General features: G+C 59.5%; 33 protein-coding genes, 3 tRNA genes and 1 rRNA gene. 1 reads left to right on the top strand and 36 read right to left on the bottom strand.

Features of this window, described 5'->3' with window-relative positions; all coding sequences use genetic code 11:
* The first annotated feature begins 85 nt into the window (after nt 1-85).
* Complete coding sequence (gene hemB / locus H3V53_RS10210) at nt 86-1,084, top strand: porphobilinogen synthase (protein WP_336597826.1); 999 nt, start codon at nt 86-88, stop codon at nt 1,082-1,084.
* 154 nt (nt 1,085-1,238) lie between these two features.
* Here the strand turns inward: hemB and dsbD are convergent, their stop codons facing one another.
* From dsbD to rrf, 36 genes are all read right to left on the bottom strand, one after another.
* A complete protein-coding gene (gene dsbD / locus H3V53_RS10205; RefSeq protein WP_336597825.1) occupies nt 1,239-3,107 on the bottom strand; it encodes a protein-disulfide reductase DsbD in 1,869 nt (622 codons plus the stop codon).
* The gene (cutA, locus tag H3V53_RS10200; RefSeq protein WP_336597824.1) at nt 3,100-3,432 is read right to left on the bottom strand and encodes a divalent-cation tolerance protein CutA; all 333 of its coding nucleotides are present in this window, start codon (nt 3,430-3,432) and stop codon (nt 3,100-3,102) included. Before cutA ends, dsbD begins: the two co-directional genes overlap by 8 nt.
* 150 nt (nt 3,433-3,582) lie before the next feature.
* Nucleotides 3,583-3,978: a 50S ribosomal protein L17 gene (gene rplQ, locus H3V53_RS10195; protein ID WP_007730705.1), complete on the bottom strand. Its 396-nt coding sequence runs from the start codon at nt 3,976-3,978 to the stop codon at nt 3,583-3,585.
* Between the two features lie 136 nt (nt 3,979-4,114).
* A complete protein-coding gene (locus H3V53_RS10190) occupies nt 4,115-5,092 on the bottom strand; it encodes a DNA-directed RNA polymerase subunit alpha (RefSeq protein WP_007730697.1) in 978 nt (325 codons plus the stop codon).
* A 124-nt stretch (nt 5,093-5,216) separates the two neighbouring features.
* Nucleotides 5,217-5,840, bottom strand: coding sequence for a 30S ribosomal protein S4 (gene rpsD, locus H3V53_RS10185; protein WP_054918518.1), 624 nt, complete (start codon nt 5,838-5,840; stop codon nt 5,217-5,219).
* Between the two features lie 146 nt (nt 5,841-5,986).
* A complete protein-coding gene (gene rpsK, locus H3V53_RS10180; protein ID WP_006052224.1) occupies nt 5,987-6,391 on the bottom strand; it encodes a 30S ribosomal protein S11 in 405 nt (134 codons plus the stop codon).
* 28 nt (nt 6,392-6,419) lie between these two features.
* Nucleotides 6,420-6,785, bottom strand: coding sequence for a 30S ribosomal protein S13 (gene rpsM / locus H3V53_RS10175; protein WP_054918516.1), 366 nt, complete (start codon nt 6,783-6,785; stop codon nt 6,420-6,422).
* Nucleotides 6,786-6,826: 41 nt separating this feature from the next.
* Entirely contained in the window at nt 6,827-6,943 is a 117-nt protein-coding gene (gene rpmJ, locus H3V53_RS10170) for a 50S ribosomal protein L36 (RefSeq protein ID WP_004199844.1), read from the bottom strand.
* A 20-nt stretch (nt 6,944-6,963) separates the two neighbouring features.
* On the bottom strand, nt 6,964-7,182 hold the full coding sequence (gene infA, locus H3V53_RS10165; protein WP_004521905.1) for a translation initiation factor IF-1: 219 nt from the start codon (nt 7,180-7,182) through the stop codon (nt 6,964-6,966).
* Nucleotides 7,183-7,190: 8 nt separating this feature from the next.
* The gene (gene secY / locus H3V53_RS10160; RefSeq protein WP_012402182.1) at nt 7,191-8,537 is read right to left on the bottom strand and encodes a preprotein translocase subunit SecY; all 1,347 of its coding nucleotides are present in this window, start codon (nt 8,535-8,537) and stop codon (nt 7,191-7,193) included.
* Nucleotides 8,538-8,583: 46 nt separating this feature from the next.
* The gene (rplO, locus tag H3V53_RS10155; protein WP_028367645.1) at nt 8,584-9,018 is read right to left on the bottom strand and encodes a 50S ribosomal protein L15; all 435 of its coding nucleotides are present in this window, start codon (nt 9,016-9,018) and stop codon (nt 8,584-8,586) included.
* A 30-nt stretch (nt 9,019-9,048) separates the two neighbouring features.
* Nucleotides 9,049-9,231: a 50S ribosomal protein L30 gene (gene rpmD, locus H3V53_RS10150; RefSeq protein ID WP_004202755.1), complete on the bottom strand. Its 183-nt coding sequence runs from the start codon at nt 9,229-9,231 to the stop codon at nt 9,049-9,051.
* Between the two features lie 10 nt (nt 9,232-9,241).
* Entirely contained in the window at nt 9,242-9,760 is a 519-nt protein-coding gene (gene rpsE / locus H3V53_RS10145) for a 30S ribosomal protein S5 (protein WP_004197945.1), read from the bottom strand.
* 14 nt (nt 9,761-9,774) lie between these two features.
* Nucleotides 9,775-10,140: a 50S ribosomal protein L18 gene (gene rplR / locus H3V53_RS10140; RefSeq protein ID WP_042269746.1), complete on the bottom strand. Its 366-nt coding sequence runs from the start codon at nt 10,138-10,140 to the stop codon at nt 9,775-9,777.
* Nucleotides 10,141-10,152: 12 nt separating this feature from the next.
* Nucleotides 10,153-10,683 carry a 50S ribosomal protein L6 gene (rplF, locus tag H3V53_RS10135; RefSeq protein WP_054918512.1) on the bottom strand — a complete coding sequence of 177 codons (531 nt, stop codon included), beginning with the start codon at nt 10,681-10,683 and terminating at the stop codon, nt 10,153-10,155.
* Nucleotides 10,684-10,703: 20 nt separating this feature from the next.
* The gene (rpsH, locus tag H3V53_RS10130; protein ID WP_007730595.1) at nt 10,704-11,099 is read right to left on the bottom strand and encodes a 30S ribosomal protein S8; all 396 of its coding nucleotides are present in this window, start codon (nt 11,097-11,099) and stop codon (nt 10,704-10,706) included.
* A gap of 14 nt (nt 11,100-11,113) precedes the next feature.
* A complete protein-coding gene (gene rpsN, locus H3V53_RS10125) occupies nt 11,114-11,419 on the bottom strand; it encodes a 30S ribosomal protein S14 (protein WP_054918510.1) in 306 nt (101 codons plus the stop codon).
* Nucleotides 11,420-11,426: 7 nt separating this feature from the next.
* Complete coding sequence (gene rplE / locus H3V53_RS10120) at nt 11,427-11,966, bottom strand: 50S ribosomal protein L5 (RefSeq protein WP_152767450.1); 540 nt, start codon at nt 11,964-11,966, stop codon at nt 11,427-11,429.
* 13 nt (nt 11,967-11,979) lie between these two features.
* Nucleotides 11,980-12,288, bottom strand: a complete 309-nt coding sequence (gene rplX / locus H3V53_RS10115) for a 50S ribosomal protein L24 (RefSeq protein ID WP_336597823.1) — start codon at nt 12,286-12,288, stop codon at nt 11,980-11,982.
* Nucleotides 12,289-12,297: 9 nt separating this feature from the next.
* Nucleotides 12,298-12,666 (bottom strand): 50S ribosomal protein L14, encoded by a 369-nt coding sequence (rplN, locus tag H3V53_RS10110; RefSeq protein ID WP_012402188.1) that lies wholly within the window; start codon nt 12,664-12,666, stop codon nt 12,298-12,300.
* Between the two features lie 291 nt (nt 12,667-12,957).
* A complete protein-coding gene (gene rpsQ, locus H3V53_RS10105) occupies nt 12,958-13,230 on the bottom strand; it encodes a 30S ribosomal protein S17 (RefSeq protein WP_054918505.1) in 273 nt (90 codons plus the stop codon).
* A complete protein-coding gene (gene rpmC / locus H3V53_RS10100; RefSeq protein ID WP_054918554.1) occupies nt 13,227-13,421 on the bottom strand; it encodes a 50S ribosomal protein L29 in 195 nt (64 codons plus the stop codon). Before rpmC ends, rpsQ begins: the two co-directional genes overlap by 4 nt.
* 10 nt (nt 13,422-13,431) lie before the next feature.
* Nucleotides 13,432-13,848, bottom strand: a complete 417-nt coding sequence (rplP, locus tag H3V53_RS10095) for a 50S ribosomal protein L16 (RefSeq protein ID WP_012402192.1) — start codon at nt 13,846-13,848, stop codon at nt 13,432-13,434.
* 2 nt (nt 13,849-13,850) lie between these two features.
* Complete coding sequence (gene rpsC / locus H3V53_RS10090; protein ID WP_336597822.1) at nt 13,851-14,645, bottom strand: 30S ribosomal protein S3; 795 nt, start codon at nt 14,643-14,645, stop codon at nt 13,851-13,853.
* 11 nt (nt 14,646-14,656) lie between these two features.
* Complete coding sequence (rplV, locus tag H3V53_RS10085; protein WP_004199272.1) at nt 14,657-14,986, bottom strand: 50S ribosomal protein L22; 330 nt, start codon at nt 14,984-14,986, stop codon at nt 14,657-14,659.
* 12 nt (nt 14,987-14,998) lie between these two features.
* Complete coding sequence (rpsS, locus tag H3V53_RS10080; protein WP_006998484.1) at nt 14,999-15,274, bottom strand: 30S ribosomal protein S19; 276 nt, start codon at nt 15,272-15,274, stop codon at nt 14,999-15,001.
* 10 nt (nt 15,275-15,284) lie between these two features.
* Nucleotides 15,285-16,112, bottom strand: a complete 828-nt coding sequence (gene rplB, locus H3V53_RS10075; RefSeq protein ID WP_054918500.1) for a 50S ribosomal protein L2 — start codon at nt 16,110-16,112, stop codon at nt 15,285-15,287.
* A gap of 2 nt (nt 16,113-16,114) precedes the next feature.
* The gene (gene rplW, locus H3V53_RS10070) at nt 16,115-16,429 is read right to left on the bottom strand and encodes a 50S ribosomal protein L23 (RefSeq protein ID WP_336597821.1); all 315 of its coding nucleotides are present in this window, start codon (nt 16,427-16,429) and stop codon (nt 16,115-16,117) included.
* Nucleotides 16,426-17,046 (bottom strand): 50S ribosomal protein L4, encoded by a 621-nt coding sequence (gene rplD, locus H3V53_RS10065; protein WP_007730523.1) that lies wholly within the window; start codon nt 17,044-17,046, stop codon nt 16,426-16,428. The genes rplW and rplD overlap by 4 nt, the downstream gene beginning before the upstream one ends.
* Nucleotides 17,046-17,705: a 50S ribosomal protein L3 gene (gene rplC, locus H3V53_RS10060; RefSeq protein WP_054918551.1), complete on the bottom strand. Its 660-nt coding sequence runs from the start codon at nt 17,703-17,705 to the stop codon at nt 17,046-17,048. Before rplC ends, rplD begins: the two co-directional genes overlap by 1 nt.
* 188 nt (nt 17,706-17,893) lie before the next feature.
* Nucleotides 17,894-18,205, bottom strand: coding sequence for a 30S ribosomal protein S10 (gene rpsJ / locus H3V53_RS10055; RefSeq protein ID WP_006998489.1), 312 nt, complete (start codon nt 18,203-18,205; stop codon nt 17,894-17,896).
* 126 nt (nt 18,206-18,331) lie between these two features.
* A complete protein-coding gene (gene tuf / locus H3V53_RS10050) occupies nt 18,332-19,522 on the bottom strand; it encodes an elongation factor Tu (protein WP_012402197.1) in 1,191 nt (396 codons plus the stop codon).
* Between the two features lie 63 nt (nt 19,523-19,585).
* Nucleotides 19,586-19,660, bottom strand: a tRNA-Thr gene (locus H3V53_RS10045).
* Between the two features lie 20 nt (nt 19,661-19,680).
* Nucleotides 19,681-19,754, bottom strand: a tRNA-Gly gene (locus tag H3V53_RS10040).
* A 45-nt stretch (nt 19,755-19,799) separates the two neighbouring features.
* A tRNA-Tyr gene (locus tag H3V53_RS10035) sits at nt 19,800-19,885 on the bottom strand.
* A gap of 142 nt (nt 19,886-20,027) precedes the next feature.
* Nucleotides 20,028-20,119 (bottom strand): 5S ribosomal RNA (rrf, locus tag H3V53_RS43970); the annotation flags it as partial.

The following is a 20,119-nucleotide window of genomic DNA, read 5'->3' as shown; positions in this document are numbered from 1 at the left end:
GCTCGATCGGTATGATATACCATTGTCTCGAAAAGTTTCTGGCAGGGGCACGGCCAGCATTTTTGACTCTTGCAGACATCCTCACATGAGCTTTTATCCGCACCACCGTCCGCGCCGCATGCGCCGTGACGAATTCTCGCGCCGCATGATGCGCGAAAACATCCTCACCACCAATGACCTGATCTACCCGGTTTTCGTGATCGAAGGCACGAACGCGCGTCAGACGGTGCCGTCGATGCCGGGCGTCGAGCGTGTATCCGTCGACCTGTTGATGGGTGTCGCCGAACAATGCGTGGAACTCGGCGTGCCTGTGTTGTCGCTGTTCCCGGCGATCGAGCCGTCGCTGAAGACGCCCGACGGCCGCGAGGCGACCAACGAGGCGGGTCTGATTCCGCGCGCAGTGCGCGAGCTGAAAAAGCACTTCCCGGAACTGGGCGTGCTGACGGACGTGGCGCTCGACCCGTACACGAGCCACGGCCAGGACGGCGTGCTTGACGAAAACGGCTACGTGATCAACGACGAAACGGTCGAGATCCTCGTCGAACAGGCGAAGGCGCAGGCTGAGGCAGGCGTCGACATCGTTGCGCCCTCGGACATGATGGACGGCCGGATCGGTTCGATTCGCGAAATGCTCGAAAGCGAAGGGCACATCCATACACGGATCATGGCTTACTCGGCAAAGTTCGCGTCGGCGTTCTACGGGCCATTCCGCGATGCCGTCGGCTCCGCCGCAAATCTCGGCAAGAGCAACAAGATGACATATCAGCTCGATCCGGCCAACTCGGACGAAGCGCTGCGCGAAGTGCGCGCTGATATCGACGAAGGCGCAGACATGGTGATGGTCAAGCCTGGCATGCCGTATCTGGATATCGTGCGTCGCGTGAAGGACGAGTTCCGCTTCCCGACGTACGTCTACCAGGTGAGCGGCGAGTACGCAATGCTGAAGGCCGCCGCGCAGAACGGCTGGCTGGATCACGACAAGGTCATGATGGAGTCGCTGCTCGCCTTCAAGCGCGCGGGCGCGGACGGCGTGCTGACGTATTTCGCGCTGGATGCGGCGCGGCTGCTGCGCGCGCAGAAGTGAGCGTCGGAGCATCGCCGCTAACACCTGGCGGCGATGGCTTGAACGAATTACAGGCGGAGGCTGTTTTGGGACGGTCTCCGCTTTTTGCTTTGTGATTCCGCTTCTTCCGAGCAGGAGTCGGGCCGCTCGCGCCCATGTCCCCGAGACGAAGGCGTCAGGTCTGCGGCGAAACCGTGGCGCGATCCAGGCTCTTGAGGAATTTATCCGCCGATTCGTAGCCGACAACGCGCAGTACCTCGTTACCGCCGCGGTCGAAAAAGATGATCCCCGGTGGTCCGAACAGATTGAAGCGTTTGAGCAGCATCTGATCGTCGGCGTTGTTCGCCGTCACGTCGGCGCGCAGCAGATGCATCTGCTTCAGCTTGGCCTGGACGCGCGGGTCGCTGAACGTGAACTTCTCCATCTCCTTGCAGCTGACACACCAGTCCGCATAAAAATCGAGCATAGCGGGCTGTGCGGCCGTTTTAACGGCTTCGTCGAGCTGGACCGAGGAATGTACCGGGGCGAAGGACAGATCGCCCTGCCGGGCCTCTGTGGCCGGCGCATTTGGCGCCCGGCTGGCGAGCACGGCAAGCGGCTTCAGCGGATCGGTCGACCCTGCGGCCAGACCGACCAGCAAGGTAGCGGCCCAGATCGCGAGCGCCGCGCCAAGTCCACGCCCGAGTCCCCGCCAGATCGAGCCGGTGCTGGCTTGCGGCGAAAAAAGTCCCAGACCGGCCGCTGCGACCAGCAGCCACACGGCCGCCAACAGCATCTGCGCCGTCGTGCCCAGAACCGGCCACACGATCCACAGTGCGGCAGCCAGCAGCACAACGCCGAAGAACACCTTCACGCTGTCCATCCAGGCGCCCGCACGGGGCAGCAACGTGCCCGCGCCCAATCCGATGATCAGCAGCGGCACGCCCAGCCCGATACCCATTGAAAAGAGGGCCGCACCGCCCAGGACCGCGTTGCCGGTGTGCGCGATAAACGCGAGCACGGCGAACAACGGCGCGGTCATGCACGCGCCCACCACCAAAGCGGATAACGCCCCCATCACGGCGACGGCCGCGAACTTGCCGCCGGACCGGCCCTCGGACGCCTTCGAGACATCGTTCTGCCAACGCTGCGGCAATACGATATCGACGCCGGCGATCAAGGTCAGCGCGAAAATGGAAAGCAGAACGGCGAAGGCACCCAGCACCCACGGATTCTGCAGCCACGCCCCGAGGCTCTGTCCGACGAGCGCCGCGGCGATGCCAAGCACCGTGTACACCAACGCCATGCCGACCACATAGGCCAGCGACAGTGTGAAACCCCGAGCCCGCGTCACATTGGGCCCTTCTCCGATGATGATGGCCGACAGGATCGGGATCATCGGATATGAACAGGGAAGCAGGCTTAGCACGACGCCCGCGATGAAGTACAAGCCGACGATCGCGAAGAAGCCGCCGCCCTGCAGCAGCGATTGAGCGTAGTCGGCGCTGGTTGCGCGCTCATACCATGAAGCACCGCTCTGAACATCGGGATCCCCGCGAACGCCCTGAGCCGATTCCGTGTTGCCCGCCACGGCCGCGTGCAGTGCCGCGCCCGTCACGTGATAGACGCGCTCCATCGGCGGGTAACAGATGCCGGCATCGGCGCAGCCTTGGGACATGACGGCAAGGTCGAACGCACCGCTGGCCTGTTTCACGGGCACGCGAATGGTTAGCTCTCCGCGATACGTTTCGACGTTCTTGTTGAAGGTCTGATCGAACTTCACATGCCCCGCTGGCAATTGCGCTTCGCCGATCGTCACCGCCCCGTTGCGGGTCGCGAAGGCAAAGCGCTCGCGGTACATGTAGTAGCCGTCGGCGATTGCATAGTGAACGAGCACTTCGCCCGGTTGCTCCGACGCGCTGAACTTGAAGGCGACCGCGGGGTCGAGGAAGTCATCTGCGGCGCGAACCGCATTCGTCGCCGATAGCGACAGCAGCAGAATGCTTGCGACGACAGTGAGAAAGCGCGCGATGTGACGCCAGCGGCGCGGAAAACCGTTAAACATGGATGGGACGTTGCGTTTCGGCGTTCACCCATTGGCCGTAAGCGGCCGACGCGGTGACCTGCCAGGAGAGGATTTCGGGCGTGTCGTACGGATGCTGAGCCTGGATGAACCGCTCGAGTTCGAGTGTCCGAACGACACTCGTCTTGAACAGCAACTGGATTTCTTCCGCCGATTCGATTTTCCCCTGCCAGTGGAAGCTCGACTGCACGGTGCCAAGCTGCGTGACACACGCCGCGAGGCGCGCGACAAGCGCCTCATGAGCCAGTTTTTCAGCTGTCGCACGGTCTGGCACGGTCGTCATCACCACAGTCACATTTACGTTCACCGCCCGCTCCCGTGTGTTCCAAAACAGGGTGACGCTATCGTAACACCTCGCCCCGAGACGCCGCTTGCGGCCGAATGGCACAGGAAAAACGCACGCCGCAAACAAAAAAGCCAGGCGATTTGCCTGGCTTTCTTTTGGCTGTCAGAACGCTTATTCAGCTTCTGCAACGTTTTCGACTTCCTCGACTTCCGGACGGTCGAGCAGTTCGACCAGTGCCATCGGTGCGTTGTCGCCGACGCGGAAACCGAACTTCAGAATGCGCAGGTAGCCACCCGGACGGTTCGCGAAGCGCGGGCCGAGCACGTCGAACAGCTTCGTGACCGAGTCACGATCGCGCAGGCGGTTGAACGCCAGACGACGATTTGCCAGCGACGGCTTCTTGCCGAGCGTGATCAGCGGCTCGACGACTTTACGGAGTTCCTTCGCCTTCGGCAGCGTCGTCTTGATGACTTCGTGCTCGATCAGCGAGTTGGACATGTTACGGAGCATTGCCAGACGGTGGCTGCTCGTGCGGTTCAGTTTCCGCAGACCATGACGGTGACGCATTTCAGTTTCCTTGATTCAAAGTTTTGGTCCAGCTCTTCTATCGCTTTCACGGGAAAGCACGGGCCGGTATCTAAAAAACGGCAAGACGCGGATTTTAAAGGAAAATCCGCGTCTTTGCCAGTTCATGCCACGCGTGTTACTTGTCGAGACCAGCCGGCGGCCAGTTTTCGAGCTTCATGCCGAGCGTAAGACCGCGTGAAGCGAGCACTTCCTTGATCTCGTTCAGCGACTTGCGGCCCAGGTTCGGCGTCTTCAGCAGCTCGTTTTCCGTGCGCTGGATCAGGTCGCCGATGTAGTAGATGTTCTCGGCCTTCAGGCAGTTCGCCGAACGAACCGTCAGTTCGAGATCATCGACCGGACGCAGCAGGATCGGATCGATCTGCGGAGCGCGCGACGGAGCTTCTGCCGCTGCTTCCGTGCCTTCCAGCGCCGCGAACACCGACAGCTGATCGACCAGAATACGCGCCGATTGACGGATCGCTTCTTCCGGCGAGATCACACCGTTCGTTTCGATGTTCATCACGAGCTTGTCGAGGTCGGTACGCTGTTCGACACGCGCGCTTTCCACGGCGTAGCTCACGCGGCGAACCGGCGAGAACGACGCGTCCAGCACGATACGACCGATGATCTTGGCCGACTCTTCGCCGTAACGACGCACGTTGCCCGGCACGTAGCCACGGCCCTTCTCGACCTTGATCTGCACGTCGAGCTTGCCGCCCTTCGACAGATGTGCGATCACGTGATCCGGGTTGATGACTTCACAGTCGTGCGCGAGTTCGATGTCGCCAGCCGTGACGACGCCTTCGCCTTCCTTGCGCAGCGTAACCGTCACTTCGTCACGGTTATGCAGCTTGAACACCACGCCCTTCAGGTTCAACAGCAGGTTGACCACGTCCTCTTGCACACCGTCGAGCGTCGAATACTCATGCACGACGCCTGCGATCGTCACTTCGGTCGGCGCGTAGCCCACCATCGACGACAGCAACACGCGCCGAAGCGCGTTGCCCAAGGTGTGGCCGTAACCGCGTTCAAACGGCTCCATGACCACTTTCGCGTGGCTTTCGCCAAGCGATTCAACAGCGATAATCTTGGGCTTCAACAAACTGGTTTGCATAGGTTTTCCTTTTCAATACCCTCGGCTCGTTACACCGATAAGGCTGACCGGTAACAACCTGAAAATAAACAGCCGAGGCGACCCCTTGCTTAGCGCAATCAGGGAACCTCGGCCGTTAATCCGATTAGCGCGAATACAATTCGACGATCAGGCTTTCGTTGATGTCGCCAGCGATGTCGCTGCGTTCCGGCATTGCCTTGAACGTGCCTTCGAACTTCTTCGAATCGACAGCAACCCACTGCGGCAGACCGCCTTGTTCGGCGAGCGACAGCGCTTCGAGAATACGCGCCTGTTTCTTGGCCTGTTCGCGCACGGCGACCACGTCGCCAGCCTTGACTTGCAGCGACGGGATGTTCGCGACGACGCCGTTCACCGTGATTGCCTTGTGGCTCACGAGCTGACGTGCTTCTGCACGCGTCGAGCCGAAGCCCATGCGATACACGACGTTGTCCAGACGCGACTCGAGCAATTGCAGCAGGTTTTCACCCGTGTTGCCCTTGCGGCGGTCGGCTTCAGCGAAGTAACGGCGGAACTGGCGCTCGAGCACGCCATAGATGCGCTTCACTTTTTGCTTTTCGCGCAGCTGCGTGCCGTAATCGGACGTACGCGCGCCCGAGGTGCGGCCATGTTGACCCGGCTTGCTGTCAAGCTTGCACTTGTCAGCGAGCGAACGACGGGCGCTCTTCAGGAAGAGATCGGTGCCTTCACGGCGAGACAGCTTGGCTTTAGGGCCGATATAGCGTGCCACTTTGCATTCCTTCTATGATTGATCACGTGAACGTACAGTCACGCTAGTCCGAACCCTTTGGGTCGAACGGTGGGCTTAGTCAATTCAATAACGCAAGCAGCCTGCTACCGCCGTTAGCGGCAACAGGCGCAAGCGGAGCAAGCGTCTTAGATACGACGACGCTTCGGCGGACGGCAGCCGTTGTGCGGAACCGGCGTCACGTCGGAGATCGCGGTGATCTTGATGCCAAGACCATGCAGCGCGCGCACCGCGGACTCACGGCCAGGACCGGGGCCCTTGATCCGCACTTCGAGGTTCTTCACGCCGTATTCCATCGCCACGCGGCCAGCCGATTCGGCTGCAACCTGAGCTGCAAACGGGGTCGACTTACGCGAACCTTTGAAACCCTGGCCACCCGACGTCGCCCAGGCCAATGCGTTGCCCTGACGATCGGTGATCGTGATGATGGTGTTGTTGAACGACGCGTGAACGTGAACCACGCCCTCGGCGACGTTCTTCTTAACCTTCTTGCGAACGCGTTGCGCCGCGGAGTTGTTCGAAGCCTTAGCCATTACGTTTTCCTGTAACTGTCAGTCTCGCTTACTTCTTCAGCGCTTGCGCTGCACGACGCGGACCCTTGCGCGTACGAGCATTCGTACGCGTACGTTGGCCACGCAGGGGAAGACCCTTACGATGGCGCACGCCACGATAGCAACCGAGGTCCATCAGGCGCTTAATGTTCATCGTCGTTTCACGGCGCAGATCGCCTTCAACGATGAACTTGCCGACTTCTTCACGCAGCTTTTCGAGGTCTGCGTCGGTCAGGTCCTTAACCTTCTTCGAAAATGCCACACCAGCTGCGACGCAAATGTCGCGCGAACGCGTGCGGCCGATACCGTAGATAGCCGTCAGGCCGATTTCGGTATGCTGGTGGTTCGGGATGTTAACCCCTGCGATACGAGCCATTGTTTTTCCTCAAACAAAAAGCGCAAACAAAAGCGCGGCGTTCAGCCTTGACGCTGCTTGTGGCGCGGATCAGAGCTGCAAATCACGCGAACGACGCCCTTGCGCTTGATGATCTTGCAATTGCGGCAAATGCGCTTAACCGATGCCATCACTTTCATGATATTACCCTTTTTTCAAATCACTTCGCCCGGAACACGATCCGCGCACGCGACAGATCGTAAGGCGTCAATTCAACCGTCACCTTGTCGCCCGGAAGGATACGGATGTAGTGCATCCGCATCTTGCCGGAAATATGTCCCAATACGACATGGCCGTTTTCCAGCTTCACCCGGAAGGTAGCATTAGGGAGGTTTTCGATAACCTCGCCTTGCATCTGGATTACATCGTCTTTGGCCATAAGTCCTTTCAACGCATCGGGACGCCGCCGCCCTTGAAGTTTGCCTTCTTCAGCAGCGACTCATACTGTTGCGACATAACGTACGACTGCACCTGCGCCATGAAGTCCATTGTGACGACGACAATGATCAGCAGCGACGTTCCACCAAAATAAAACGGCACATTCCAGCGCAGCACCAAAAACTCGGGCAGCAAGCAGACGAACACGATGTAGATCGCACCGGCCAGCGTCAGACGCGTCAGGATGCGGTCGATATAGCGTGCCGTCTGGTCACCCGGACGGATACCCGGGACGAATGCACCACTCTTCTTCAGGTTGTCGGCCGTTTCCCTGCTGTTGAACACCAGCGCGGTGTAGAAGAAGCAGAAGAACACGATCGCCAACGCATACAGCAACACGTACACCGGCTGACCAGGCTTGAGCGCTTCGGCCACATTGTGCAGCGTGTCCGCGAACCAGCCGGTCCGCGATCCGGAACTAAACCAGTTCAGGATGGTTGCCGGGAACAGGATGATCGACGATGCGAAGATCGGCGGAATCACGCCCGACATGTTCAACTTCAACGGCAGATGCGACGACTGTCCACCGTAAATCTTGTTGCCGACCTGCCGCTTTGCATAGTTCACAAGGATCTTGCGCTGGCCGCGTTCGATGAACACGACCAGATACGTCACAGCAGCAATCAGCGCGACCACGATGATCGCCGAAATGATGCTCATCGAGCCGGTGCGAACCAGTTCGAAGAGACCACCGATCGCATTAGGAAAGCCCGCCGCGATACCGCCGAAAATAATGATCGAAATGCCGTTGCCGAGGCCACGTTCCGTGATTTGCTCACCGAGCCACATCAGGAACATCGTGCCCGTCACGAGCGTTACAACCGTCGTCAGCCGGAACACCATGCCAGGATCGATCACCAATGCCGGCTGATTTTCAAGCGCGACAGCGATACCGAAAGCCTGGAACGTGGCCAGAACCACCGTAAAGACACGCGTGTACTGCGTGATCTTCCGTTGACCTGCCTGCCCTTCCTTCTTCAGCGCTTCCAGCTGCGGCGAGACAATCGCCAGCAACTGCATGATGATCGACGCCGAGATGTACGGCATGATCCCCAGCGCGAAAATCGTGAACCGCGAAAGTGCGCCACCCGAGAACATGTTGAACATGCCAAGGATGCCGCCCGACTGGCTTTGGAACAGCTTTGCCAGCTGGTCCGGGTCGATACCCGGCACCGGAATATGCGCGCCAATACGGTAGACGACCAGCGCCAGCAGCAGGAACACTGCACGCCGACGCAGATCGCCAAACTTCGCCGCGCTTCGACCGGGTTTTGCGAGACTCGGGCTGTTAGCCAAGTACCTTCTCCGATGCAAATGCTAGTGACGGCAAACGACTTGCACGTTACTCGGCGAAAGAACCGCCAGCTGCTTCGATCGCAGCGCGCGCGCCCTTCGTCGCACCCAGACCCTTCACGACGACCTTGCGCTTCAGCTCGCCCGTCGCGATTATCTTGGCGCTCGTCATCATCTCGCCGATCAGACCGGCTTGCTTCAGCGCGAGCAGATCGATTTCGTCGACCGGCAGCTTTTCCAGATCGCCAAGGCGCACTTCACCGACGAATTCCTTCGTCAGCGAGGTAAAGCCACGCTTGGGCAGACGGCGTTGCAGAGGCATCTGACCGCCTTCGAAGCCGACCTTGTGGAAGCCGCCCGAACGCGATTTCTGACCCTTGTGACCACGGCCAGCGGTCTTGCCGAGGCCGGAGCCGATGCCGCGACCGACGCGACGCTTTGCGTGCTTCGCGCCTTCAGCCGGCTTCAGGTTATTCAATTCCATTATCAACTCCTTGAGTGCCCGAACGGCCGCTTAGCCGATGACCTTAACGAGGTACGAGACCTTGTTGATCATGCCGCGCACAGCCGGCGTGTCCTGCAGCTCGCTAACCGAGTTCAGGCGGCGCAGGCCAAGACCGCGCACCGTGGCGCGGTGCGATTCGCGGGTCCCAATCAGGCTCTTGACGAGCTGAACCTTGACAGTTTTTTCAGACATGGTGACCACCTTAGCCCAGAATTTCTTCGACGGACTTACCACGCTTCGCCGCGATGTCAGCCGGGGTCGACTGCTTGCGCAGACCGTCCAGCGTCGCACGAACGAGGTTGTACGGGTTCGTCGAACCGTGGCTCTTGGCCACGACGTTTTGCACGCCCATCACGTCGAACACTGCGCGCATCGGGCCGCCAGCGATCACGCCGGTACCGTCCTTCGCCGGAGCGAGGAGAACCGTGGATGCACCGTGCTTGCCGTGCACTTCGTGTTGCAACGTACCGTTCTTGAGCGGCACCTTGAACATGTTGCGGCGGGCTTGTTCCATTGCCTTTTGAACAGCAACAGGCACTTCCTTAGCCTTGCCCTTGCCCATGCCGACGCGGCCATCACCGTCGCCAACCACGGTCAGTGCGGCGAAGCCGAGAATACGGCCACCCTTCACGACCTTGGTCACGCGATTGACCGAAATCATCTTTTCGCGAAGGCCGTCGTCGCGTTCGTCAGCCTGAACTTTCGCTTGCATCTTTGCCATGACGAATTCCTTCCTTAGAACTTGAGCCCGGCTTCGCGCGCCGCATCAGCCAGCGCCTTCACGCGGCCGTGGTAGCGGAAACCCGAGCGGTCAAAGGCGACGGATTCGATGCCGGCAGCCTTAGCCTTTTCTGCGATGCGCTTGCCGATCAGCGTAGCAGCGGCGACGTTGCCGCCCTTGCCCGATTGGTCGGCCAGCTGCGCACGCACTTCGGCTTCGAGCGTCGATGCGCTGGCGAGCACCTTGGTGCCGCACGGCGAGAACACTTGCGCATAGATGTGCGTGTTCGTGCGATGCACGGCCAGACGCGCGACTTGCAGCTCAGCGATCTTGAGACGCGTCTGACGAGCGCGGCGCAGGCGAGATTGAGTCTTATCCATGATTGCGCACCCTTACTTCTTCTTCGTTTCTTTGAGGATCACAACCTCGTTGGCATAGCGCACGCCCTTGCCCTTATAGGGCTCCGGCGGACGGTAGCCGCGCACTTCTGCAGCGACCTGGCCAACTTTCTGTTTGTCGATCCCCTTGATCACGATTTCGGTCTGCGACGGAGTTTCAGCCTTGACGCCTTCAGGCATCTGGTGCACCACGGGGTGCGAGAAACCCAGCGACAGGTTCAGCTTGTCGCCTTGCGCTTGCGCACGATAACCAACGCCAACCAGCGTCAGCTTGCGCTCGAAACCCTTCGTCACGCCTTGCACCATGTTCGCGACCAGCGCGCGCATCGTGCCCGACATCGCATTTGCTTCGCGGCTTTCGTCAACCGGCTCGAACTTCAGCGTGCCGTTGTCGTTCACCACCTTCACCAGGCGATTCGCGTTTTGCGTAATCGTACCCAGCGGGCCCTTGACGGTAATGCGCTCGTCGCTCAGGGCCACTTCTGCGCCTTGCAGCGCGATCGGGCTTTTACCTACTCGAGACATGTTCCTCTCTCCCTTCGGCTTTAAGCGACGTAGCAGATGACTTCGCCGCCGACGCCAGTAGCGCGCGCCTTGCGGTCGGTCATCACACCCTTCGGCGTCGAAACGATCGCAACGCCGAGGCCATTCATGACCTGCGGAATGTCGTTACGGCCGCGGTACACGCGCAGGCCAGGCTTCGAGACGCGCTCGAGGCGCTCGATAACCGGACGGCCAGCGTAGTACTTCAACGCGATGTTCAATTCCGACTTCGCACCTTCAGCCTTCACTGCGAAATCGTCGATATAGCCTTCATCCTTCAGGACTTGCGCGATTGCAACCTTGACTTTCGACGAGGGCATCGTCACCGAAACCTTCTCGACCATCTGCGCATTGCGGATGCGAGTCAGCATATCGGCGATAGGATCACTCATGCTCATTTACGTTTCTCCTATTACCAGCTCGCCTTGGTCAGGCCAGGGATCTCGCCGCGGAACGCGATTTCACGAATCTTGTTACGCGCCAGCCCGAATTTACGGAACGTGCCACGCGGACGACCAGTGATCGCGCAACGGTTGCGCTTACGGGTCGGGTTTGCATTGCGCGGCAGTTGCTGCAGCTCGAGGCGAGCCGCATAACGCTCTTCTTCCGACTTGCTTTGGTCGTCGATGATTGCCTTCAGCTCAGCACGCTTCGGTGCGAACTTGGCAGCCAGGCGCGCACGCTTCTTTTCACGTTCGATCAGTGCCAGTTTAGCCACGGTAACCTCAGTTTCTGAACGGGAACTTGAAGCTGGCGAGCAGTGCCTTTGCTTCGTCGTCAGTCTTCGCAGTTGTCGTGATGCTGATGTTCAGCCCACGCAGTGCGTCGATTTTGTCGTAGTCGATTTCGGGGAAAATGATCTGCTCTTTCACACCGATGTTGTAGTTGCCACGACCGTCGAATGCACGACCCGACACGCCACGGAAGTCACGCACACGCGGGAGCGCGACCGTCACGAAACGGTCCAGGAATTCGTACATCGCCCGGCCACGCAGCGTGACCATTGCGCCGATCGGATAACCCTGACGGATCTTGAAGCCCGCGATTGCCTTGCGTGCCTTCGTGATCACCGGCTTCTGGCCCGCGATCTTCGTCAGATCGCCAACGGCGTTCTCGATGATCTTCTTGTCAGCGACGGCTTCGCCAAGACCCATGTTCAGGGTGATCTTGGTGATGCGCGGCACTTCCATCACGGACTTGTAACCGAACTTCTCGATCAGGCCGGGGACAACCTTCTCTTTATAAAATTCTTGCAAACGTGCCATTTTTTACTCCGCGTCAGGCGCCCAGCACAGCACCGGTCGACTTCAGGAAACGAACCTTCTTGTCTCCTTCGACCTTGATGCCGACACGCGACGGCTTGCCATTCGCGTCGACCAGCGCGACGTTCGAAATGTGCAGCGGCATTGCCTTCGCTTCCACGCCGCCCGTCGTACCCTTCATCGGGTTCGGCTTCACATGCTTCTTGGCGATATTCAGGCCTTCGACGGTTACACGATCGCCTGCAACAGCCAGAACGACACCGCGCTTGCCCTTATCTTTGCCGGTGATGACGAGGACTTCGTCACCCTTGCGAATCTTGTTCATCTCGGCTCCTTACAGCACTTCCGGCGCGAGCGAAACGATCTTCATGAAGCGTTCGCTACGCAGCTCACGCGTGACCGGCCCGAAGATGCGGGTGCCGATAGGCTCGAGCTTGGTATTCAAAAGCACGGCGGCGTTGCCGTCGAACTTGATCAGCGAGCCGTCTTGACGGCGAACGCCCTTGGCGGTGCGAACCACCACGGCGTTATAGATTTCGCCTTTCTTCACGCGCCCGCGCGGCGTTGCCTCTTTGACGCTCACCTTGATGATGTCGCCGATGTTGGCATAACGACGCTTCGAGCCGCCGAGCACCTTGATGCACATGACTTCACGTGCACCCGTGTTGTCGGCCACTTCGAGCCGAGTTTCGGTCTGGATCATGGTTTATCTTTCCCAACTTAATCCGATTGCACCACCATGATGCACTCGGTCAGTCTTGGTCCCGTCAGCCTACGGCTGCTTGGGTTAGAACAGCAGCGACGGCTAACGAAACCCGCCATCGCAATCCGGTGATTCTGCCGACATGGACTGGCGCCCATGCCGCTTCCCCCACCTACGACTTCGCCCGCGATGGGGCTCCCACAAAGAGGGAAGACCGAGATTATAACAAATAATCTCGGTCTTGCAAGCGAAATCTACTGCGATTTCAACTACTTCTGTTGCCCAGCTGCTTTAGATGATGCGAGCAGCTTCGACCAGGCGCGACACCGTCCAGGCCTTCGTCTTCGACACCGGACGAGTTTCCTGGATTTCAACGAGGTCGCCCTCGTTGTACGTGTTCGCTTCGTCGTGAGCGTGATACTTCTTCGAACGTACGACGTACTTGCCGTAGATCGGGTGCTTCACGCGGTGCTCGACCAGCACGGTAACCGTCTTGTCCATCTTGTTGCTGACGACCTTGCCGACCAGCGTCCGCTTGAGCGAGGTTTTTACGCTATCGTTCATTTCTGGTTCGCCTTCTCAGTCAGGACGGTCCGCACACGTGCGATGTCGCGACGAACCTTCTTCAGCTGGCTCGTGTTCGTGAGCTGCTGCGTCGCGAGCTGCATGCGCAGGCCGAATTGCGCCTTCAACAGGTCCGACAGCTCCTTGTCGAGCGCGGCCTTATCTTTCTGGTGAAGTTCGGATGCCTTCATCATTCACTCCTTAGGCGCCGAGCTGGCGAACCATGAACGTCGTCTTCAGCGGCAGCTTGGCTGCAGCCAGACGGAACGCTTCACGTGCCAGTTCTTCGGACACACCGTCCATTTCGTACAGCATCTTGCCCGGTTGAATCTCAGCGACGTAGTACTCCGGGTTACCCTTACCGTTACCCATACGTACTTCAGCCGGCTTTTGCGAGATCGGCTTGTCCGGGAAAATGCGAATCCAGATACGGCCGCCACGCTTGATGTGACGCGTCATTGCACGACGCGCTGCTTCAATCTGACGCGCGGTCAGGCGGCCGCGACCGATAGCCTTCAGACCGTATTCACCGAACGACACCGCGTTACCACGCGTTGCCACGCCAGTGTTACGACCCTTCTGCTCTTTGCGATACTTCCTGCGTTTCGGTTGCAGCATCGTTATTCTCCAGTCTTACCGTCGCCGGCGCCGGCGCGGCGCGGTGCGCCACGGCGAGCACCTGCCGGTGCACCTTCACCATCGCGACGCGGGCGGCGGTCGCCCGGACGTGCGTTGCGGCGCGGACGCTTTTCTTCGGCGACTTCTTCCACCACCGGAGCGTCGTTGCGGCCGAGCGTGTCGCCCTTGTAGACCCACACCTTCACGCCAATGATGCCGTACGTCGTCTTCGCTTCCGAGGTTGCGTAGTCGATGTCCGCACGCAGCGTATGCAGAGGCACGCGGCCTTCGCGATACCATTCCGTACGAGCGATTTCGATGCCGTTCAGACGGCCTGCGCTCATGATCTTGATGCCTTGGGCGCCAAGACGCATTGCGTTTTGCATCGCACGCTTCATCGCGCGGCGGAACATGATCCGGCGCTCGAGCTGTTGCGTGATCGAATCAGCGATCAGCTGCGCATCCGTTTCCGGCTTGCGGATTTCTTCGATGTTGACGTGAACCGGAACGCCCATGCGCTTTTGCAGCTCGGACTTCAGCAGTTCGATGTCTTCACCCTTCTTGCCGATCACGACACCCGGACGCGAGCTGAAAATCGTGATACGCGCGTTCTTGGCAGGACGCTCGATCACAACGCGGCCGACGGACGCGTTCTTCAGCTTCTTCTTCAGGTATTCACGAACACCGATGTCTTCCTGCAACATCGCCGCGAAATTGTTGTTGTTCGCGTACCAACGCGAAGCCCAATTGCGGCTGACGGCCAAACGGAAGCCAGTCGGATGAATTTTCTGTCCCATCGTATGGCTCCTTAATTCCCGACCGTCACAGTGATGTGACAGGATTGCTTCTCGATGCGGTTACCGCGACCCTTCGCACGTGCGGTGAAACGCTTCAGCGAAGCAGCCTTGTCGACGTAGATGCTCTTGATCTTGAGCTCGTCGATATCGGCGCCTTCGTTGTGCTCCGCATTCGCGATCGCAGACAGCACGACCTTCTTAACGATACCCGCCGCCTTCTTCGGCGAGAACGTCAGAACGTTCAGCGCCTTGTCGACCGGCAAACCACGAATCTGGTCAGCCACAAGGCGCGTCTTCTGCGCCGAGATGCGGGCACCGCGATGAATTGCTTTCACTTCCATCTTGATTGCCCCTTATTTCTTGGCCTTCTTGTCGGCCGCGTGACCCTTGAACGTACGGGTCAATGCGAACTCGCCAAGCTTGTGGCCGACCATGTTTTCCGTGACGTACACCGGAACGTGTTGACGGCCGTTGTGAACAGCGATCGTCAGACCGATGAAGTCCGGCAGGATCGTCGAGCGACGCGACCAGGTCTTGATCGGCTTCTTGTCGCGCGATGCTGCAGCCGCCTCAACTTTCTTCAGCAAATGGGCGTCGCAGAACGGACCTTTTTTAATAGAACGTGCCATTGCCTACTCCTTAACGCTTGTGACGGCGCTGGACGATCATGCTCGTCGTGCGCTTGTTGCTACGAGTGCGATAGCCCTTCGTCGGCGTACCCCACGGGCTCACCGGATCGCGACCTGCAGCCGTCTTGCCTTCACCACCACCGTGCGGGTGATCGACCGGGTTCATTGCAACGCCACGCACCGTCGGGCGGATACCGCGCCAGCGGTTCGCGCCAGCCTTACCGATTTGACGGAGGCTGTGCTCTTCGTTGCCCACTTCACCGATCGTCGCGCGGCACTCGACGTGCACGCGGCGGATTTCGCCCGAACGCAGACGAACCTGCGCGTACGTGCCTTCGCGAGCCAGCAACATGGCCGACGTACCAGCCGAACGCGCGATTTGCGCGCCCTTGCCCGGCAGCATCTCGACGCAGTGAATCGTCGTACCAACGGGGATGTTGCGGATCGGCAGCGTGTTGCCTGCGCGGATCGGCGCTTCCGAACCCGACAGCAGTTGCTGCCCGACCGTCAGACCCTTCGGAGCGATGATGTAGCGACGCTCGCCGTCTGCGTACACCACCAGCGCGATGTTGGCGCTGCGGTTCGGATCGTATTCCAGGCGCTCGACCTTTGCCGGAATGCCGTCCTTCGTGCGACGGAAGTCGACGATACGATAGTGCTGCTTGTGACCACCACCCTTGTGACGCGTGGTGATGTGGCCGTTGTTGTTACGGCCGGCGGTCGAGGATTGCTTGTCGAGCAGCGGTGCGAACGGCTTGCCCTTGTGCAGATCCTTGTTGACCACCTTGACCATCGCACGGCGGCCCGGCGAAGTCGGCTTCATTTTCACGATTGCCATGATTACTTGGCCTCCGCTTCGAAGTTGATTTCCTGGCCGGGCTTCAGGCACACGTATGCCTTCTTCACGTCCTTGCGCTTGCCCATGAAGCGGCCAAAGCGCTTCGCCTTGCCTTTCTGGACCAGCACGTTGACGGACTCAACTTCAACCTTGAACAGCAGCTCGACAGCTGCCTTCACTTCCTGCTTGTTCGCATCCGGCGCGACTTCGAACACAACCTGTTCGTTCTTGTCGGCCACCAGCGTCGCCTTTTCGGAGATCACCGGCGCGAGCAGAACTTGCATCAAACGATGATCGTTTTTGCGAACTTCGCTCATGACAGCAACTCCTCGATCTGGGCGACCGCAGCCTTCGTGATCAGCACTTTCTTGAAGTAGATCAGCGACAGCGGGTCGGCGTAACGCGGCTCGACAACGGCCACGTGGGCCAGATTGCGCGACGCGAGGTACAGGTTTTCGTCAACCGTGTCGGTGATCACCAGCACGGAATCGAGACCCATTGCCTTGAACTTTTCGGCCAGCAGCTTCGTCTTCGGCGCTTCGAGCGTGAGCTCGTCGACAACCGCGATGCGGCCTTCGCGGGCCAGCTGCGAGAAGATCGAGCAGAGACCTGCGCGATGCATCTTCTTGTTGACCTTGTGCGAGAAATTTTCTTCCGGCGAATTCGGGAAAATACGACCACCGCCACGCCACAACGGGCTCGACGACATACCGGCACGAGCGCGGCCCGTACCCTTCTGGCGCCACGGCTTCTTCGTGGTGTGCTTGACCTGCTCGCGGTCCTTCTGAGCGCGGTTGCCGCTACGTGCGTTCGCCTGGTAGGCGACGACGATCTGATGGATCAGGGCTTCGTTGTAGTCACGGCCGAACACGACGTCCGACGCGTTGACCGCTGCGCCTTCCTGACCATTGGCGTTCAGGAGCTTAAGTTCCATTATTTCGCTCCTTTCACGGCACGCGTCTTGACAGCCGGCGTCACGAAAACCTTGCCGCCCTTCGCACCCGGAACAGCACCCTTGACCAGCAACAGCTTACGGTCTGCGTCGATACGCGCGATCTCGAGGTTCTGCACGGTGACCGTCTCGTCACCCATGTGGCCCGTCATGCGCTTACCCGGGAAAACACGACCCGGATCTTGCGCCATACCGATCGAACCCGGCACGTTGTGCGAACGCGAGTTACCGTGCGATGCACGGCCCGAACCGAAGTTGTAACGCTTGATGGTACCGGCGTAGCCCTTACCGATCGAGGTGCCTTGCACGTCGACCTTCTGGCCCACTTCGAAGAGATCAACACCGATCACAGCGCCGTTCGACAACTCGGCAGCCTTGGCGGCATCGATTTGGAATTCCTTGAGGATTTCACCAGCTTGAACGCCGGCTTTGGCGAGATGACCTGCCAACGGCTTCGTCACGCGCGATGCACGGCGCGTACCGAAAGCAACCTGAACGGCCGTGTAGCCGTCGGTTTCAACAGTCTTGATCTGCGTCACGCGGTTGTCGGACACGTCCAACACGGTAACGGGAATCGAATCCCCATCAGCCGTGAAGATACGGGTCATGCCAACCTTGCGACCTACGAGTCCAAGGCTCATCGTTTTCTCCATTCCCGACTGCGATTGGTCGGGGCTAATTTACAAAATGCCGCGAGCTTCAAAGGCGAAACACAACGGCTTTTTTACGCAAATGCGCGAAAAGCCTAGCATTGTAGCAAGGCTTTTCGTTTTCTGCAAGCAATCAAAGACTTAGCGGCACCCGGCTGTCCGGGCAACGCGGGAAAGCCTTACTGCAGCTTGATTTCGACGTCCACGCCAGCCGGCAGATCCAGCTTCATCAATGCGTCGACGGTCTTGTCCGTCGGATCGACGATGTCCATCAGGCGTTGGTGCGTGCGGATTTCGAGCTGGTCGCGCGACGTCTTGTTGACGTGCGGCGAACGCAGGATGTCGAAACGCTGAATGCGGGTGGGCAGGGGAACCGGACCACGAACGATAGCGCCAGTCCGCTTTGCCGTGTCGACGATTTCAGCTGCCGATTGATCGATCAGACGATAGTCGAAAGCCTTCAGGCGAATGCGGATTTTCTGGTTCTGCATGACGAATTCCTTGGAAAGAGCGAGGCGATCTTGCATCGCCAATTAGAAAAGAGCGTAGGTCTGGGCGCCCGCGGGGAGCGAGTGCCCAGACCCGGGCACTGCATACTGCTACAGCAATCCTCGATTTTACTCGATGATCTTGGCAACGACACCTGCGCCGACGGTACGGCCACCTTCGCGGATCGCGAAGCGCAGACCTTCTTCCATGGCGATCGGGGCGATCAGCTTGACCGTGATCGACACGTTGTCGCCCGGCATCACCATTTCCTTGTCCTTCGGCAGCTCGATCGAGCCCGTCACGTCCGTCGTACGGAAGTAGAACTGCGGACGGTAGTTGTTGAAGAACGGCGTGTGACGGCCGCCTTCGTCCTTGCTCAGCACGTACACCTCAGCCGTGAAGTGCGTGTGCGGCGTGATCGAACCCGGCTTGGCCAGCACCTGGCCACGCTCCACGTCTTCACGCTTCGTGCCGCGCAGCAGGATACCAACGTTGTCGCCTGCCTGACCCTGGTCGAGCAGCTTGCGGAACATTTCCACGCCCGTGCAGGTCGTCTTCACCGTCGGCTTGATACCGACGATTTCGATTTCCTCGCCGACCTTGATGACACCGCGCTCGACGCGGCCCGTCACCACCGTGCCACGACCCGAGATCGAGAACACGTCTTCCACCGGCATCAGGAACGCGCCGTCAACTGCGCGCTCCGGCGTCGGGATGTACGTGTCCAGCGCGTCGGCCAGGTTCATGATCGCCACTTCGCCCAGCTCGCCCTTGTCGCCTTCCAGCGCCAGCTTGGCCGAACCCTTGATGATCGGCGTGTCGTCGCCCGGGAAGTCGTACTTCGACAGCAGTTCGCGCACTTCCATTTCGACCAACTCGAGCAGCTCGGCGTCGTCGACCATGTCGCACTTGTTCAGGAACACGATGATGTACGGCACGCCAACCTGACGCGCCAGCAGGATGTGCTCACGCGTTTGCGGCATCGGGCCGTCAGCGGCCGAGCACACCAGGATCGCGCCGTCCATCTGCGCTGCACCCGTGATCATGTTCTTCACGTAGTCAGCGTGGCCCGGGCAGTCGACGTGTGCATAGTGGCGGTTAGCCGTTTCGTACTCGACGTGCGCCGTGTTGATCGTGATGCCGCGCGCCTTTTCTTCCGGCGCGGCGTCGATCTGGTCGTAGGCCTTTGCTTCGCCGCCGAACTTTGCCGTCAGCACCGTCGTGATCGCTGCCGTCAGCGTGGTCTTGCCGTGGTCAACGTGACCGATCGTGCCGACGTTCACGTGCGGCTTGGTCCGCTCAAACTTACCTTTGGCCATTTTCGACTCCTAAGAGGATTTTTCCGTACGTTGCGCGCCGCGCAAACAATCACTGGTACTAGCTGGTGCCCATGGGCAGGATCGAACTGCCGACCTCTCCCTTACCAAGGGAGTGCTCTACCACTGAGCCACATGGGCGCTACATCTACTTTGCCGGCTGGAGCGGGTGAAGGGAATCGAACCCTCGTCGTAAGCTTGGAAGGCTTCTGCTCTACCATTGAGCTACACCCGCAAGGACCTTTCGATTTCCCGACAACTGCTTACAGCACGTGAATTCTGGTGGAGGAGGTTGGATTCGAACCAACGTAGGCGTAAGCCAACAGATTTACAGTCTGCCCCCTTTAGCCACTCGGGCACCCCTCCGCAGAGAACTGATGATTATGGGGGAGCGATTAGGTTTTGTCAAGTAACTCTTGACCGCTCGGAACCCATAGGCTCTCACTTATAGTGAGAGCGGAAACGACAAACCCCGCCTTTTGCGGGCGGGGTTTGTCTAGGGTAAGGAGCCTGACGATTACCTACTTTCACACGGGCAATCCGCACTATCATCGGCGTGGAGTCGTTTCACGGTCCTGTTCGGGATGGGAAGGGGTGGGA

The organism is Paraburkholderia bengalensis (genome assembly GCF_037126505.1).
GTDB classification, from domain to species: domain Bacteria; phylum Pseudomonadota; class Gammaproteobacteria; order Burkholderiales; family Burkholderiaceae; genus Paraburkholderia; species Paraburkholderia bengalensis.
The sequence above is the reverse complement of the archived record's forward strand: the minus strand, read 5'-3'. Positions and strand labels throughout refer to the sequence as shown.

Excerpts from the sequence above, each read along its gene's own strand:
- hemB (WP_336597826.1), top strand. The coding sequence starts at position 86 with ATGAGCTTTTATCCGCACCACCGTCCGCGCCGCATGCGCCGTGACGAA.
- dsbD (WP_336597825.1), bottom strand. The coding sequence starts at position 3,107 with ATGTTTAACGGTTTTCCGCGCCGCTGGCGTCACATCGCGCGCTTTCTC.
- rplQ (WP_007730705.1), bottom strand. The coding sequence starts at position 3,978 with ATGCGTCACCGTCATGGTCTGCGGAAACTGAACCGCACGAGCAGCCAC.
- H3V53_RS10190 (WP_007730697.1), bottom strand. The coding sequence starts at position 5,092 with ATGCAAACCAGTTTGTTGAAGCCCAAGATTATCGCTGTTGAATCGCTT.
- rpsK (WP_006052224.1), bottom strand. The coding sequence starts at position 6,391 with ATGGCTAAGGCTTCGAACAACTCCGCGGCGCAACGCGTTCGCAAGAAG.
- rpsM (WP_054918516.1), bottom strand. The coding sequence starts at position 6,785 with ATGGCTCGTATCGCAGGGGTTAACATCCCGAACCACCAGCATACCGAA.
- rpmJ (WP_004199844.1), bottom strand. The coding sequence starts at position 6,943 with ATGAAAGTGATGGCATCGGTTAAGCGCATTTGCCGCAATTGCAAGATC.
- infA (WP_004521905.1), bottom strand. The coding sequence starts at position 7,182 with ATGGCCAAAGACGATGTAATCCAGATGCAAGGCGAGGTTATCGAAAAC.
- rplO (WP_028367645.1), bottom strand. The coding sequence starts at position 9,018 with ATGGAATTGAATAACCTGAAGCCGGCTGAAGGCGCGAAGCACGCAAAG.
- rpmD (WP_004202755.1), bottom strand. The coding sequence starts at position 9,231 with ATGTCTGAAAAAACTGTCAAGGTTCAGCTCGTCAAGAGCCTGATTGGG.
- rpsE (WP_004197945.1), bottom strand. The coding sequence starts at position 9,760 with ATGGCAAAGATGCAAGCGAAAGTTCAGGCTGACGAACGCGACGACGGC.
- rplR (WP_042269746.1), bottom strand. The coding sequence starts at position 10,140 with ATGGATAAGACTCAATCTCGCCTGCGCCGCGCTCGTCAGACGCGTCTC.
- rplF (WP_054918512.1), bottom strand. The coding sequence starts at position 10,683 with ATGTCTCGAGTAGGTAAAAGCCCGATCGCGCTGCAAGGCGCAGAAGTG.
- rpsH (WP_007730595.1), bottom strand. The coding sequence starts at position 11,099 with ATGAGCATGAGTGATCCTATCGCCGATATGCTGACTCGCATCCGCAAT.
- rplE (WP_152767450.1), bottom strand. The coding sequence starts at position 11,966 with ATGGCACGTTTGCAAGAATTTTATAAAGAGAAGGTTGTCCCCGGCCTG.
- rplX (WP_336597823.1), bottom strand. The coding sequence starts at position 12,288 with ATGAACAAGATTCGCAAGGGTGACGAAGTCCTCGTCATCACCGGCAAA.
- rplN (WP_012402188.1), bottom strand. The coding sequence starts at position 12,666 with ATGATCCAGACCGAAACTCGGCTCGAAGTGGCCGACAACACGGGTGCA.
- rpsQ (WP_054918505.1), bottom strand. The coding sequence starts at position 13,230 with ATGAACGATAGCGTAAAAACCTCGCTCAAGCGGACGCTGGTCGGCAAG.
- rpmC (WP_054918554.1), bottom strand. The coding sequence starts at position 13,421 with ATGAAGGCATCCGAACTTCACCAGAAAGATAAGGCCGCGCTCGACAAG.
- rplP (WP_012402192.1), bottom strand. The coding sequence starts at position 13,848 with ATGCTGCAACCGAAACGCAGGAAGTATCGCAAAGAGCAGAAGGGTCGT.
- rpsC (WP_336597822.1), bottom strand. The coding sequence starts at position 14,645 with ATGGGACAGAAAATTCATCCGACTGGCTTCCGTTTGGCCGTCAGCCGC.
- rplV (WP_004199272.1), bottom strand. The coding sequence starts at position 14,986 with ATGGAAGTGAAAGCAATTCATCGCGGTGCCCGCATCTCGGCGCAGAAG.
- rpsS (WP_006998484.1), bottom strand. The coding sequence starts at position 15,274 with ATGGCACGTTCTATTAAAAAAGGTCCGTTCTGCGACGCCCATTTGCTG.
- rplB (WP_054918500.1), bottom strand. The coding sequence starts at position 16,112 with ATGGCAATCGTGAAAATGAAGCCGACTTCGCCGGGCCGCCGTGCGATG.
- rplW (WP_336597821.1), bottom strand. The coding sequence starts at position 16,429 with ATGAGCGAAGTTCGCAAAAACGATCATCGTTTGATGCAAGTTCTGCTC.
- rplD (WP_007730523.1), bottom strand. The coding sequence starts at position 17,046 with ATGGAACTTAAGCTCCTGAACGCCAATGGTCAGGAAGGCGCAGCGGTC.
- rplC (WP_054918551.1), bottom strand. The coding sequence starts at position 17,705 with ATGAGCCTTGGACTCGTAGGTCGCAAGGTTGGCATGACCCGTATCTTC.
- rpsJ (WP_006998489.1), bottom strand. The coding sequence starts at position 18,205 with ATGCAGAACCAGAAAATCCGCATTCGCCTGAAGGCTTTCGACTATCGT.
- tuf (WP_012402197.1), bottom strand. The coding sequence starts at position 19,522 with ATGGCCAAAGGTAAGTTTGAGCGGACCAAGCCGCACGTGAACGTCGGC.